Source organism: Amycolatopsis sp. H20-H5, from assembly GCF_035828755.1.
Taxonomy (GTDB): Bacteria; Actinomycetota; Actinomycetes; order Mycobacteriales; family Pseudonocardiaceae; genus Amycolatopsis.
This window is the reverse complement of record NZ_JAYMZS010000014.1, coordinates 115,909-129,423: the sequence shown is the minus strand read 5'-3', so window position 1 is coordinate 129,423 and position 13,515 is coordinate 115,909. Positions and strand designations below refer to the sequence as shown.

The window sequence follows — 13,515 nt, the reverse complement described above, 5'->3', positions numbered from 1 at the left end:
GGCTTGATCAGAACAGCGGCTGGTTGGTGATGGCCTTGCCGTAGAAGTCGTAGAGCACGTCAGCGGTCGGGGCCATCACGTGACCGGCCCTGGCGTCGCGGAAGTACCGGTCGACGCTCAGCTGCTCGGAGAACGCCGCGCCCCCGCAAACCCGCATGGCCGCGTCGGTGATCCGCAGCGCCGCGTCATTGGCGGCCGCTTTGACACCCAGCACATGCAGCATGGTGTCGTCCTGCGGCTCGATCAGGCGGCCCGCCGTCTCGGTCAGATACGCGGTCGTGGTCGCGAGGTCGATCGACATCTTCGCCAGCTGGGCCCGGATTGTCGGCAGCGCCGACAGGCTCTGGTCGAGGTGCTCCAGGCGCGCCGCGCTGGTGTGGCTGATGGCAGCCTCGACAGCCGCCCGGGACAGGCCGACCGAGACCGCGGAGTTGCCTAAGTTGAACCACGGCATGACGGTTTGCAGCATCAGGTCGAAGCCGCCGCCGGCGTTGCCGAGCCGGTGCCCCTCGGGTACCCGCGCGTCGATCGTCATCGGCGCCGAGGCGTTGCCCCGCAGCCCCATGCCGCGCCACGGACCCGCGATCTCCAGCCCTGGGGTGCCGGCGGGAAGGGCGAACAGGTCGACCGCGCCGTCGTCGGAATCGGAGTCCGCGGATAGCGTCGAGGCGACGTACATATCGGCGTGCCCCGCGGAGGTCACCCAGCTCTTGCGCGCCGTGATCGACACGTGCTCGCCGTCGCGGCTCGCGTGGGACACCGGCGCCCAGAAGTGCGATCGAGACCCGGCCTCGGACAACGCGAGGGAGGCGAGGACGCTGCCGTCGGCCAGCTGAGCGAGCAATTTCGGCAATCCCACCGGTGGCGCGGCCGCGAGTGGCATGGCCGCGCTGATGTGCATCAGGTAGATCATCGCGGTCGACCCGCACGCCGACGCCAGTCCACTGACGACGGTCACCAGTTCGTGTGGACCGGCGCCGAGGCCGCCGACCTCGACCGGCAGGGTCAGTCCGAGCAGCCCGCTCTCGCGCAGCGCGGTCACGGCCTCTGCGGGAAATCGGCCTTCGACATCGACCTCGCGTGCGTGCTTGCCCGCGATCTTCAGAACAGGGGCCAACCAGTTGTCGACGTCCACCAGCGCATCCTCTCCCAAGCGACAGAACCACCGACTGAGAATTATGGCCCGCTGACGGAGTGGCCGCTAGACGGCAACCCGACCGGTAAGTCACTCGAAAGAGTCGACGTCGGCTTCAGAACGGCCGAGCGCGCCAACATGAAGCAGGACCCGTGACGTCGTGACTCGGTCGTGGCAGTGCTTACGGTTCGCAGAACGACAGCTCGCAGACTGCGCGCGGCCCGCAGGCACGACTACGGTGGGCCTCCACCCCGTGCGTTCCTCGTGATCACCGCCAGGAGAGGCTGGAGAAGCGATGCCCGACACCGTCAACACCACTGAGCAGGCTGTCGGGGCGGCGGGCACCCACCGCGTCATGGCCCGCGCGCTCACCGCATTGCGGATCTTCACCGGCCTGGTCTGGTTCAGCAACGGCCTGGCCAAGCTCATCGACAAGAGCACCTACGACTGGGGCTTCATCTCGTTCAACCTTATCAACCGGGGGGTGGCCCAAAGCATTGCCACCGACGCGTCAGCCAAGACCTACATCAAGCCACTCGGTGCTTTCTACCGTGACGTGGTGCTGCCCCACTGGGGCTTCTTCGGCACCTTCCTCACCATCGCCGAGCTCGCAATCGGTCTCGGGCTGCTGTTCGGCGTTGCCTCCCGGCTCGCGGCAGTGGGCGGTCTGCTGCTCATCGGACCGATCTGGCTGATGCTGCTGCACACCGGCCTCTACCTGTGGCAGTACCCCGCGGAGGACCTGTTCCCGCTGCTGCTGCTCGCCATCGTCCCCGCTGGGCGTGTGCTCGGCGCCGACCGCGTGCTGGCACCCCGCTTCGGTCACCACTGGCCGTTCTGATCACCCACGGCGGATGACGTCACCTGGGATTGCAGGGAGGGCGGCTGCTGTGAGGGAATACAGTCAGCCAGAAGCAAGTCTTCGGGCGGCAACGTCCTCCCGGATGTCTCCGGTCTTGACGGCTTCGATCCGCAACTCCTGAAACATATTGCGCAGGTATTGCGGTGTCCGGGCGCCGTGCTCGTTCTGCTGTAGGAGTGCCGCTAGTCGGCGGGCCGGCCGCCCCTGGGCTGAGTTTCCCGCGCCGCGCTGGTCTATACACCGGACACCCACGGATGGAAGGTTGGGCCATGCGGAAACTGATCTACGGCATGAACCTGACCCTGGACGGCTACATCGCCGCGGCTGGCGACGACATCGGCTGGAGCGGACCGCCGAGCGACGAGCTGTTCCAGTGGTGGCTCGACCAGGAGCTGGGCAACAGCATGTCGCTGTACGGGCGCAAGCTGTGGGAGACGATGAGCTCCTACTGGCCGACCGGCGATGAGCAGCCCAACGCGACCCCGGCGGAGATCGAGTTCGCACGCAACTGGCGGGACACACCGAAGGTGGTGTTCTCCTCGACGCTCGACAAGGTCGACTGGAACACCCGCCTGGTCACCAGGGACGCGGTCGCCGAGATCACTCGGCTGAAGGCCGGGGACGGCGGCCCGATGGAGATCGGGGGTGCGACGCTAGCTGGGGCGGCGATGCGGGCTGGGCTGATCGACGAGTACGTGCTGGCCACATATCCAGTCCTGGTCGGCGGCGGCACGCCGTTCTTCACCGCTCGGGACAGCTGGGTGAACGTGAACCTGGTGGAGACGCGGACGTTTCCCGGCGGCGTGGTCCTGACCAGGTACGAGACGAGGCGCTGAGCGGGTCTGTCGGATGAACCGCGGCCGGGCGCTCCGCGGACGGTCACCGACGAGCAGGTCGAGGAGGTGATCGTGACAACGCTGGAAGAAAAGCCCGCCGCTGGTGACACGCACTGGTCGACCCGGGGGATGGCCAGGGCCACAGGCATGTCGCAGACCGCGGTTTCCCGGATCTGGCGTGCGTTCGGCCTCAAACCGCATCTGGTGGACACCTGGAAGCTGTCGACCGATCCACTGTTCATCGAGAAGGTGCGTGACGTCGTCGGGCTCTATCTTGCCCCGCCGGAGAAGGCGCTGGTGCTGTGCGTGGACCAGAAATCCCAGATGCGGGCACTGGATCGCACCGCCCCGATACTGCCCATGATGCCCGGCGTGCCGGGCCGCACGACCCACGACTACATCCGCCACGGCACCACCAGCCTGTTCGCCGCCCTGGACATCGCCACCGGCAAGATCATCGGCCAGCACCAGCGACGGCACCGCCACCAGGAGTTCCTCCGGTTCCTCAAGACCATCGACAAAAACACTCCCGCCGAGCTGGACCTGCACCTGATCTGCGACAACTACGCCACCCACAAAACCCCGCAGATCCAGGAATGGCTGGCCGCCCACCCCCGCTTCCATCTGCACTTCACCCCCACCAGCGGGTCCTGGTTGAGCCTCGTCGAACGATGGTTCGGCGAGTTGACCACCCGCAAACTCCGCCGCAGCACCCATCACAGCGTCACAGAACTCGAGGCCGACGTGGAAGCATGGATCGAGGCGTGGAACGACAACCCGAAACCCTTCATGTGGACCAAAACCGCAGACGAGATCCTCGACAACCTCGCCAACTATTGCACCAAGATACTTGCGGCGCGAAATTCTAACTCGGCACACTAGACGAGAGTAGCAGTAGTGCTGCGCCACGCAATTCAGGTGAGCGACGAAGCATCGAATGCTGCGGCGGCCAGGCCGCCCACTTCGAGCGAGCTACGGAATGGCAAATGCGCGGTTTATCGGCATTGCGTATTGCCAAATATCGCGAATGGATGTGTGGCGTCCAAGAATCTCGAAAGACAAGCGTATCGAATGAGCCAGACTCTCGGCGGCGATGCCAATACCGACGCGCAGGAAACTCTGCGGGAAATACTGATACAGCCGTGTACTCCCGTCCGGGCCAACCATATCTGCGTAGCCGTACTGTAACCGCCACAGCTGAGCGTGCGCAGACGCCGACAAGAAGTTGTAGACGCCCGTTGTACTGGGGTGCCCCATGGCCCTGAGATAGTTGTTGACTTTCTTTGTGTAGCCCAGCGGTCGCTGGCCTTCGCTGCCCGCCCAATCATCTTTCTTCTTGGTCTTCATTTCTGCGAGCCCGAGGGTATCTCGATAGTGGCTGTCGAGGTCAACAATGGATTGCCCGTAGCCGCCGCTTGGCGGAACTTGCATGGCGGCGGCGACACGTTCAAACTCCATCGCACTTTCTCGGCGTACCACGTAGAGGCGAGCAACCCGAGTACGCGCGGTTATGGCTCGATCGGTGAGCCACCAGATCGTGGAAGCCGCTTCAAGCGCCCCACGTGCAAGGGCATCGACGGACGTAGATGCTGGCACGCCAGTCACCATCAGACTCCGCAGAGAGCGAACGTGATCGATGATGGTGTGGGCCAGCATCTCGGTAGCGGCGTACACGGTGCATGCTGGGTCGCGCCCCCACGAATCGCCGCTGCCATCGACGCGCAGCAGCTTCGCCGTCTCCCGGACTTCACGTTCAGCTTGTGACGCGAACACGGGCGACCACCCGCCGTCAGTCCTGCGGGTGACTGCCTCGAGGAACCCATCGAGCAAGTTTACCCAGGAAGTGAGGGTGTCCGGGGCAATATCCGTTTCGCTCGGCATGGGCAGTGAACCTCCTGCGGTGACGGTCGTCTCAGGTAGCTCGACCACATTGAACAAGCAGCTTGTTCAATGTGGTCGAGAGGAACCTGCGCTTCTCTCCAGCCCATGGCTTGTGCCCCGCCGAGCAGATAGGTCTCACCACGCGCCAATCACAAGAGTTGTTCAGTATCAGTAGGGCGGATCGGCTGGGCGTTGTCGACCGCGCGGTCGCAGCGTGACACCGCTGTCGAGTAGACAGCGCCGTACTGTCGTGTCCCCGACGTGGTACTGCGCAGCGAGGTCTTCAAGCGTTGCGCCTGCCCGGTAGAGCTTGCAAGCATCCTTGATCGCGCCTGGGGAGAGTCGAAGTTGGCGGGTGTCTACGCCCCGGGTTTCAAGGTGCCTACCAACGGTCGCCCGGTGTATGCCGAACTTGGCGGCGAGTTGTCGGACACTGGAGCCCGCGCGGTATGCCTTGGCGAGCCCGTCGATCTCGGCCGGGGGCAGGTGACGAGCCGTCCGAGGCGTTGTAGCCAGTGTCGTGGTCGCGGCTGGCGGCTGATCGGACCATGTTGCGGTCATCTCCAGGAGCCGAAGTGCCGGTAGAGGCGGCCTTGAAAGTGCCTCGACAACGCCCACATCGCAGAGAACCCCTTCTGGAGGCGGAGATGATCAAGCACCTTGGGCATGCCAAGCCCGCTGACCAGCCCAGTCGTGAGGACAAGAACGTGCGCAACAGCTCCCCGGACCAAGAATGTAGTCCCGAATGCTGCTGGCTGGGCGGTGGACGCGACCACGGGACGTCCAGCGGTGTTCACGTCAGCTGATTCCGTCAGAAGCCGGGGAACACCCGGCGCAGGTCGTCGAGAGTGATGCTGCCGTCAACGGTGACACCGTTGTCGTACGGTGCCTTGAGACGGCCGCTGACCAGCCGCACGAACGCCTCCGCCGACCCGTTGAACGTCGCGGAAGGCGACTCGAGATGGTCCACCACGGTCACCGCGTCGTCGATCACCAGACCGGCGCCCGGGATCGCGACGGACACCGCGTTCGCGAGCTCGGCAGGCTTCGCGAGGAAGCTCAGCATGAAGCCCACGGGCCCGGCCAAGAGATCGACGAGCACCGCGGCCGAGCCGGCGTCCACCCCCGCGTTCGGGTCGAAGGCCACGCGCACGTCCCACGAGTGGTTGGCCACCTCGTTGAGCCGCATACCCAAGGCGGTCAGCAGCGAGACCGGCTCCGGAAGAAAGCCGAGGTCGACAATCAGCGACGAGCGCTGCTCGGGCGTGAGCGCCTCGACCGTGTCAAGCCAGCGGCCGTTGTGCTCCAGGAAGCCCTCCGCCTGCGCTCGCGGAGCGGACGCGTCCCAACGGGCCCAGATCGTCTGGTTGTCTTCGGCCACCACGGTCTGCCCAGCCGCCAGGGCGATCGGTGTACGGCCGATCTCCGCGCCGCTGCCAAGATGGGAAAGGGCCTGGGCGACGGTCCACTCCGCGGCACCGCTGGCAGCGGCCAACTGGTCGTCGGTCAGGGTACGAACGAGACTGGCCAGCACGGCGTCCTCAGAGCGGAGGGCGAGGATCGTGCGGTCCACAAGTTGACTCATGCCAAAGCTCAACCCCCGAGCGGACGCGCGTGTTCCACATGATCATCATGCCGCACAGATCAACAAGAACGGCCAGACGTGGCCGTCCTCGATCGAGACGACTCGGACCGGCAGCGGCACGGACAATTGCCGAGTGCAGTCCGAACTCGGCCACCCGGCACCCCTTCGCCCACCACCACCACCAAACGCGCGCTCCGCGAAACGACGCAGCCCGTTTCACGCTAATTTTCCTGGAGCAAAACTGGAGCACAGCCCTGCTCCGAACCACACCCAACTGCGCCGAACGGCACTCAAGTGCCCCCAACAGCGTCAGTCGATCTGCGGATTCTCGATAGCCGCAGGTCAGGGTTACCGCCGGACGTCACTGGCAGTGAGGGGGTCAGGGGTTCGAGTCCCCTTAGCTCCACCTAAGGGTTCTAACCGCTGTTGACCTGCGGTTTTGACACTACGTAGTTTTACGTCTCTGGCCTGGCGCTCAACAGAACGCCAGGCCAGAGTGGTATTTTGAGGGTTCTAACTCACCGAAGGTGTCGACTTGTGGCCACCCCGCGTGGTGGCTTCCTGTCTGGTTGGGCTCCTGCTCTCGCGCGAGACCGATGAGAACCTTGGCGAGCTTCTCGACATCGGGCGGGTCACGACGTTCGTCACTGACACAGAGCCGTCGTGAATCGGAGCGCCGCACGTGCCGCTTCCAGTCTCGTTTGGTGCCCACACCCACCACTTTCTGGAAGAGCGGCCAGGTTTCTGGGTCGGCTACGCGTTCGGAGCCGATCGCCACCCATCAAGGTGCGAAGGTAACCAACCACGACACCGACTAGGGCACAACCGCGGCATGCAAATTTAAAGCCCACCCGATCGTGTGTGTTTTAAGGAGGTGATTCGTCTGTCCGACCACCTAGTCAAGTTGATCGGTCGCGTCATCGTCAAGACTCACGATCGACAGGCTTTGACGCCGCCGTGACGGATTCGACCGAAGGTATCGCGGCCTCACCGGCAGGCCGCTCGCTGACGATCAACTCCGGTCGTAAGGTGCCGACAGCGCAGATAGCCGACGGGCCGTCCAAGCACCGGAGTTTGTCAGTGGTCGCATGTACCCCCGTTGTGCTCGGCGAGCGGGTGGCAGGGTCCGGCGCCAACGTTCACGTCGAGCGAGTAACGAGGTCGCGGTGGACAGCGGTTCAACGGATCTGGCTGAGCTCGCTGCCCTGGCCGAGGGACACCAACGCGTCGACGTTCGAGCTGCCCTGATCCGGACGGATGGCGGGTGGCAGCTCGTCCACGGCACCGTGATAGCGGGTGCTCCAGCGCCTGCGGCTGATCGAAGCTGGCGGTATCTGGAAGACGTGTTTCTGGAGCGGCGGCTTCCGGGGCCGATGATGGCAGCCCTGCTGCGAGAGCAGCCCCGGGAATTGACGGGCTCAAGGCGGGCACACTGCGGCCGGCCACCGCTGGCTCGTTGTGCTCGCCACTGGGCAGTCTACCAGCGACCGATCTCTGCGGAGACACTGCCGAAAGCAGCTCCGAATCGGCGCGGCGCGTTCACGGATGCTCGTGTCGATGATCAGGGCGGACCACTCAGCGCGCACCGGCCCTGTTCATGCCTCGCGCTGATGACGCACTCCAGTAGCCAGCCCACCCGGCGTGAATTGTCTGTGCCGGCATCCTCGATCTCGGCTGCACGTAACGACATTCCTGATGAGTGACTAACGGCGTGCGATCGTTTTGCGCGCTCGCCTCAGAACCTCTGTTGCGCGCCGGATCGCTGGGGTGGCAAGCGTGGCACTGAGTTCGTCGAGGGCGGCGTTCCACACGCTGTCGGCCCAGGTCGGGTAGGCGTGGACAACCGGTCCGATGTCTCGCAACCGGCCGCCCTTGGCGAGGACCGCGGACAGTTCGGCGAGCATCTCTCCGGCACGAGGTGCGACGATCGTGCCACCGAGGATTCGGCCTTTCCCATCGAGGACGACGTGGGTGAAACCGTCGGTGTCCTCGTCGGTGATTGCCCGGTCGACATGGCTGTGATGGTGGACCCGGACCCGGACGGTGTCGCCGTGGCGTTGTCGAGCTTGGGCTTCGGTCAGGCCGACGTGAGCGATCTCGGGGTCGGTGAAGGTCACCCAGGGCATGGTGTCGTGCTTTGTCCGGCGAAATGGTCCGAGGACCGCGTTGCTGGCTGCGATGCTGCCGTGAATGCCTGCGACGTGGGTGAACGCGGGTCCTCCGGTGACATCGCCGCCGGCGTAGATCGCCGGGTTGCTGGTGCGCAACGCGGTGTCCACGTTCACGTAGCCGTGGGCGTCCAGGTCCACTCCCGCGGCGGTGAGTCCCAGGTCGTCGGTGCGGGGCCGCCGACCGGTCGCCACCAGCATCTGGTCTGCGGTGAGCGTCACTGTGCCGTCCGTACCCGTGGTTTCCAGTTCGACCTCCGGGGGCGCTCCGCTGGCCTTGATCACGGTCGTGCCGGTCAGTACCCGCACGCCCTCTTCCCTCAGCCGGGCTGTCAAAACCGCCGACGCGGCCGGCTCCTCGCGAGGGATGAGCCTGTCGAGTGTCTCGATGATGGTGACTTCGCTTCCCAATCGCGCGAATGCTTGGGCGAGTTCGCAGCCGATCGGGCCGCCGCCCAGCACCACAAGCCGGCGTGGCAAGCGGGTGAGCTCCCACACCGTGTCGCTGGTCAGCGGCTCGATGTCGGGCAGGCCCGGGACCGGCGGCAGCGCGGGTGACGAGCCGGTGGCGATGAGAGCATGGCGGAACCGGAGGCGTTGCGTACCGACCTGCACCTCGTCCGGCCCGGTGAACACGGCGTCTCCGAGGATCACGTCCGCGCCCGCGTCGCGGAGAGCCTGTGGGGAGTCCACCGGTTCGATCCGTTCGATGGCCTGGTGGACGTAGGCCATGACGGCGGTGAAGTCGACGTCGGGTGCCACCATGGTGGTGACGAACCGGTTCGCTGTACGCGTCGCGCGTACTTTCTTCGCCGCGGCGATCAGCGCCTTGCTGGGGACGCATCCGGTCCACAAGCAGTCGCCGCCGGTTCGATGACGCTCGACGAGCACGACGTCCGCGCCCAGTCCCGCGGCTGTCTTGGCCGCGATGATGCCCGCGGTTCCACCGCCGATGATCACCAGATCGACACGATCGGCCACAGTCGCGCTCTCCTTCGGCTCGTCGTCTGACGGTACGCCGGGGCAACCCGCCGGCGCAGAAGTTCCATTCCCTCGGTGCGAGCGTCACCCTGACGCTGGTGTTTCGGCGACGACTCGGCGAAGCGGAAGGGACACCGTGACCCCGTTGCGGAACTGGCGGGCCAGCAGCCGCGTGGCGTCGTCCAGGCGCCTCGCAGTGACGTGCGGCAAGTAGAGGCTCTCGACCAGGAGTTGTGCGTCGGCGTCGCCTCGCAGGGTCAGGACGAACGTCCGTCGCTGACTTGACCTGATCTGGAAGCCTCGACGTCGCAGTAGCGTGGGTAGGTGGTCGCGGGCCTGCGGGTTCGGCCATGGCTGCGCCCGGACGCCGAGCGCGGTCATGATGCGCAGCCACCGGTAAGCCCCGGCGATGTCGAACCCGAGCCGGGCCGGTACGAGCGCGGTGAGCACACCGCCAGGCTCAGTGACCCGCACGACTTCGTCGAGGACGGCGTCGAGAGGCGAGACCACTGGCAGGCACATCGCCGCGATAACGCCGGCGACCTGGTCGTCGGCCAGCGGCAGCGCGCCGGCGGCGGCCCGGACGACAGGCCCTCTGCCCGCCGCGGCCGCATAGCCGAGTTCTCCCGCCGAGGTGTCGACGCCGAGCCACTCAGCGGATACGGGAAGCAGCGCCCGGGTGGGCGCTGACCCGCACGCCAGGTCGAGGACGAGCCCGTCGACCTGCTCAATCGGCTCCACCAGCCAGCTATATGGCGAGCGATCGCACCTGCTGAGCAGACGTTCGGTGATTGCGGGACGACTGTCGTGGAATGCGGCGAGATACCGCTGCCATGGCCCGCCAGTGCCGCGGTTCGCCTCGGTGAGCGGGAGCTCTCGATCCGGCATCGCAGTGTCGTCCTTCGTCGAGGTCCTGCGTGTGTGGCCGACACGGGTTCATCGCGGCGGCCGCGTGGACTTTGGCTACTGCGTGGCTCACGGAGCTGCTCAGGTGAGGTCCGGTGCCGGTGGGAGATCGAGTTCAGTGACAGCGTAGTGATTTGACGCAGTTCGTGTAGAGGTTCACCGCCCCAGTGTCGGCGCTCAAGTGCGGCGGTTGCCGCGTCCCCCGCAGAACCTTCTTCACCGCCACGAGCAGCGTGGCGCCACTGCGGCACCCCACGCACTCCGCCAGGTGATCTGCCACCACCCGGCTCGCATCTGCCCCGAGTTCGCCGTCGACGTAGGCTTCAACTGATCTATACGTACCGCGATGTGCTCGCCACTCCATGGGGTGGAAACCCGGTGACCGGGCGCACGGATTCCGGGAATGCCTGCACAGGTGACCGGGGTTTCATCAGGATGGAGGACCGGGTGGCCGAGCTCGACACACGCCGTGAGGCGTTCGCGGCCTACGTCGTCCCGGAGGTCGAGGTGCTCTACCGCGTGGCCCGGTCTCTGACCAGCCAACCTGCGGACGCCGAGGACCTGGTACAGGACACGTTGCTGCGTGCCTACCGGGCGATCCACGGGTTCGACGGCCGCCACCCCCGAGCGTGGCTGCTGACCATTCTGCGCAACGCCGAACACAACCGCCACCGGCGTCAGCGACCCCAGTTGCTCGACGATCCCGACACCTCGCCTGAGCGCATCGACGGCCGATTCGCACCAGCCGTGAGCAGCCCGGAGCAGATCGTGCTGGAGTCCGCGTTCGATGTGGCCGTCGAGCGGGCGTTCGCGACGCTGCCTGAGAAGTACCGGCGGGTTGTCGCGCTGGTGGACATCGGCGGGCTGGCCTACGCCGAAGCCGCGGCCATGCTCGATATCCCTGTCGGCACCGTGATGAGCCGTCTGCACCGGGCCAGAGGCAAGATCAGGCGGCATCTGGTGGCTGAACGGCTCGTACCCACACGAGGTGAATCATGACGTGGTTCCGCAGATCTGGGCACGCACTGCGCCCGCTCAATTGCATGCAGGTCGCCCGCACCCTCCAGTCCTACCTGGACGGTGCCGTCGATGACCACATCGCGGCCAGGGCCGCCTTACACCTGGAAGACTGCCGACGGTGTGGCTTGAAAGCCGAGACGTACCGGGAGATCAAGGCCGCCCTCGGGCGGCGTGAACAGCCGGCCGCCGACGCTGTCGAACGGTTGCGGGACTTCGGCACCGCATTGTTGTCCGCGCCGGACAACCCCCGCGCGTGACGTTCCTGGATCGGATCGATGGGTAGTCACGTCGCTGCAGCAGAGGTGTAGGCGTCGACCACCTCGCCGACCTGCTCGTAGCCGACTCGGAGCAGGAACGTGGTCAACCGGCCATAGGACTTACCGCCCAGCCCGAAGAACCCGGGCTCTGGGCTGCGCAGCGCCTCCACTCCGAGGCGAGGTTGCGCAAGACGATCATCGCCTCCGGCCCCGAGCAGCGCGACGGAGAGGTTCATCGGCGCCGCGCCTCGGCGGGATGCACGGCCACGAACATCCATGCCGGGGGCGGGCTCCCGTGCCACGGCGACGCTCTGTGTGAGCATGGCTCGGTTGAAGCCGGGTGCTCCCGGACCGGCCGAGCAACGGCTGCAGCCGCGTCTTCACCAGACCGTCTCTCGGCGCCTTGGCCATGATCACGACCGCCGGTGGACCGGACCGACGACTCACCGTCACGGCTGCACCGCCCCTCCGGTGAGCGTTCGCCGGGCCAGCACCACCCGCTGCAGGGCCGTGACCGTCACCGCGGCGGCCCAGACCCAGGCCATCGGCGCGGCGTACTGCGGCAGCAGGCAGAACAGTGAGCAGGCCAACACGGTTTCGGTGCCTTCGGTGAGGCCCCCGAGAAACGACAGTGACCGCCCGTCGTCGATCTGCCTGCTCTCACGCTCGGCGATCGAGGAGAACGCGAGGAACGCGGCGCCGTTGACGTAGTAGGCCAGCAGGACCACCAGGAACGGGATCCACGCGCCGGTGCCGATCGCCATCCCGACGATGAACGCGCCGTAGACCAGGAAGTCGGCCACGATGTCGGCGAACCCACCGAAGGGGTCACCGCCGCCGCGGCGGCGCGCCAGCGGCCCGTCAAGCCCGTCGAGAAGCCTCGAGAGCAGCCACAGCGTCAAGGCCACTGCCCACCACCGAGCACCGGCCGCCGTCGCGGACCCGAGGCCGACGACCAGACCTGCCAGAGTCAGCCGATTCGGCGTCACCCAGCGCACGTCGAGCCACGTCGCGGCCCGATCGAGGGAGGGACCCAGCAGCGGTCGGATGCGCGCGTCCAGCATCAGTCACGTCCTTGCGACGTCGGGTGGCGCCGGGACATTCTTTTCGCCACGGCGGCTCCGCCGAGGGCGAGCACCAGCAGCGCTGCGGCGGAGAGGATGAACGCCGGTGAGGTGGGATCGTTGAGGCTGCCGCCGAGCGTCACATACGCGGCGGTGCCCGGCAGGATGCCGATTCCGGTGCCGATCAGGTAGCGCCGGAAGGTGATGGCGGTGACGGCGGATCCGTAGTTGACCAGCGCGAACGGGAACAGCGGGACGAGCCGGACCAGCAGCATCGCGACGGTCCCACGCTCGGTGAGGAACCCGTTGAGCCGGTCGATGCGGCGTCCAGCCAGTTGCTCGACGGCCGAGCGGGACAGCACCCGCCCGAGTCCGAACGACCCGCAGGCGCCGAGCACCGCACCCACCCACACCACGGCGATACCCACCAGGGGTCCGTACAGCACGCCTGCCGCCGCCGACAGCACCGTCGCGGGCAGTAGCAGCATCGTCGCCACTGCGTAGAGCAGCACGAACACGACGATCCCGCCCGCGCCGAGGTCTGCCGTCCAGTCCTGCGCCAGCGCGAGGGTGTTGCTTCCCCTGGTGAGGGCGAACCACCCGCACAACCCCAGCACCAGCGCGAACAGGACCAGCCGGGGCCACGGTGACCGCAGTATGGAGATCATCGCGGAGCTGTCGCCCCGGTGATCGGACCTGGCCTGTGGCATGGAACCTCGCTCCTGAGTATCGATCGGGCGTCCAGTGGTCATTCACGACTGAACTCCCTGCGGGAAGTCCCGGAGCCCCTCACCGTGTTCCCTTTCCGAGAAGAACCACC

General features: G+C 66.3%; 14 protein-coding genes and 1 pseudogene. 5 read left to right on the top strand and 10 right to left on the bottom strand.

Going from position 1 to position 13,515, the window contains the following annotated elements:
• Nucleotides 1–7: 7 nt before the first annotated feature.
• Entirely contained in the window at nt 8–1,135 is a 1,128-nt protein-coding gene (gene fadE16, locus QMK34_RS11260; RefSeq protein WP_326413685.1) for an Rv1679 family acyl-CoA dehydrogenase, read from the bottom strand.
• A 295-nt stretch (nt 1,136–1,430) separates the two neighbouring features.
• Between fadE16 and QMK34_RS11255 the strand changes: the two genes are divergently transcribed.
• From QMK34_RS11255 to QMK34_RS11245, 3 genes and pseudogenes are all read left to right on the top strand, one after another.
• The gene (locus tag QMK34_RS11255; protein WP_326413684.1) at nt 1,431–1,976 is read left to right on the top strand and encodes a DoxX family membrane protein; all 546 of its coding nucleotides are present in this window, start codon (nt 1,431–1,433) and stop codon (nt 1,974–1,976) included.
• A 290-nt stretch (nt 1,977–2,266) separates the two neighbouring features.
• Nucleotides 2,267–2,833 carry a dihydrofolate reductase family protein gene (locus QMK34_RS11250; protein ID WP_326413683.1) on the top strand — a complete coding sequence of 189 codons (567 nt, stop codon included), beginning with the start codon at nt 2,267–2,269 and terminating at the stop codon, nt 2,831–2,833.
• A 3-nt stretch (nt 2,834–2,836) separates the two neighbouring features.
• Nucleotides 2,837–3,715, top strand: a pseudogene (locus QMK34_RS11245) (IS630 family transposase); the annotation flags it as partial.
• Nucleotides 3,716–3,805: 90 nt separating this feature from the next.
• Here the strand turns inward: QMK34_RS11245 and QMK34_RS11240 are convergent.
• The 6 genes from QMK34_RS11240 to QMK34_RS47785 form a co-directional block, all read right to left on the bottom strand.
• On the bottom strand, nt 3,806–4,714 hold the full coding sequence (locus tag QMK34_RS11240; RefSeq protein ID WP_326413682.1) for a hypothetical protein: 909 nt from the start codon (nt 4,712–4,714) through the stop codon (nt 3,806–3,808).
• An 811-nt stretch (nt 4,715–5,525) separates the two neighbouring features.
• Entirely contained in the window at nt 5,526–6,299 is a 774-nt protein-coding gene (locus QMK34_RS11235; RefSeq protein ID WP_326413681.1) for a maleylpyruvate isomerase family mycothiol-dependent enzyme, read from the bottom strand.
• 475 nt (nt 6,300–6,774) lie between these two features.
• Nucleotides 6,775–7,077 carry a hypothetical protein gene (locus QMK34_RS11230; RefSeq protein WP_326413680.1) on the bottom strand — a complete coding sequence of 101 codons (303 nt, stop codon included), beginning with the start codon at nt 7,075–7,077 and terminating at the stop codon, nt 6,775–6,777.
• Between the two features lie 925 nt (nt 7,078–8,002).
• Entirely contained in the window at nt 8,003–9,448 is a 1,446-nt protein-coding gene (locus QMK34_RS11225; protein WP_326413679.1) for a dihydrolipoyl dehydrogenase family protein, read from the bottom strand.
• An 84-nt stretch (nt 9,449–9,532) separates the two neighbouring features.
• Nucleotides 9,533–10,336: a class I SAM-dependent methyltransferase gene (locus QMK34_RS11220; protein ID WP_326413678.1), complete on the bottom strand. Its 804-nt coding sequence runs from the start codon at nt 10,334–10,336 to the stop codon at nt 9,533–9,535.
• A 133-nt stretch (nt 10,337–10,469) separates the two neighbouring features.
• Entirely contained in the window at nt 10,470–10,718 is a 249-nt protein-coding gene (locus QMK34_RS47785; RefSeq protein WP_442785131.1) for a zf-HC2 domain-containing protein, read from the bottom strand.
• Between the two features lie 83 nt (nt 10,719–10,801).
• Here QMK34_RS47785 and QMK34_RS11215 point away from each other — a divergent pair, with 83 nt between their 5' ends.
• Both QMK34_RS11215 and QMK34_RS11210 read left to right on the top strand, forming a co-directional pair.
• A complete protein-coding gene (locus QMK34_RS11215; protein ID WP_326413677.1) occupies nt 10,802–11,353 on the top strand; it encodes a sigma-70 family RNA polymerase sigma factor in 552 nt (183 codons plus the stop codon).
• Entirely contained in the window at nt 11,350–11,631 is a 282-nt protein-coding gene (locus tag QMK34_RS11210) for a zf-HC2 domain-containing protein (RefSeq protein ID WP_326413675.1), read from the top strand. Before QMK34_RS11215 ends, QMK34_RS11210 begins: the two co-directional genes overlap by 4 nt.
• A gap of 26 nt (nt 11,632–11,657) precedes the next feature.
• Here QMK34_RS11210 and QMK34_RS11205 read toward each other — a convergent pair whose 3' ends face one another.
• The 3 genes from QMK34_RS11205 to QMK34_RS11195 form a co-directional block, all read right to left on the bottom strand.
• Nucleotides 11,658–11,867, bottom strand: coding sequence for a hypothetical protein (locus QMK34_RS11205; RefSeq protein WP_326413674.1), 210 nt, complete (start codon nt 11,865–11,867; stop codon nt 11,658–11,660).
• Between the two features lie 213 nt (nt 11,868–12,080).
• A complete protein-coding gene (locus QMK34_RS11200; protein ID WP_326413673.1) occupies nt 12,081–12,695 on the bottom strand; it encodes a CDP-alcohol phosphatidyltransferase family protein in 615 nt (204 codons plus the stop codon).
• Nucleotides 12,695–13,405: a TVP38/TMEM64 family protein gene (locus tag QMK34_RS11195; RefSeq protein WP_326413672.1), complete on the bottom strand. Its 711-nt coding sequence runs from the start codon at nt 13,403–13,405 to the stop codon at nt 12,695–12,697. The genes QMK34_RS11200 and QMK34_RS11195 overlap by 1 nt, the downstream gene beginning before the upstream one ends.
• Nucleotides 13,406–13,515: the final 110 nt, after the last annotated feature.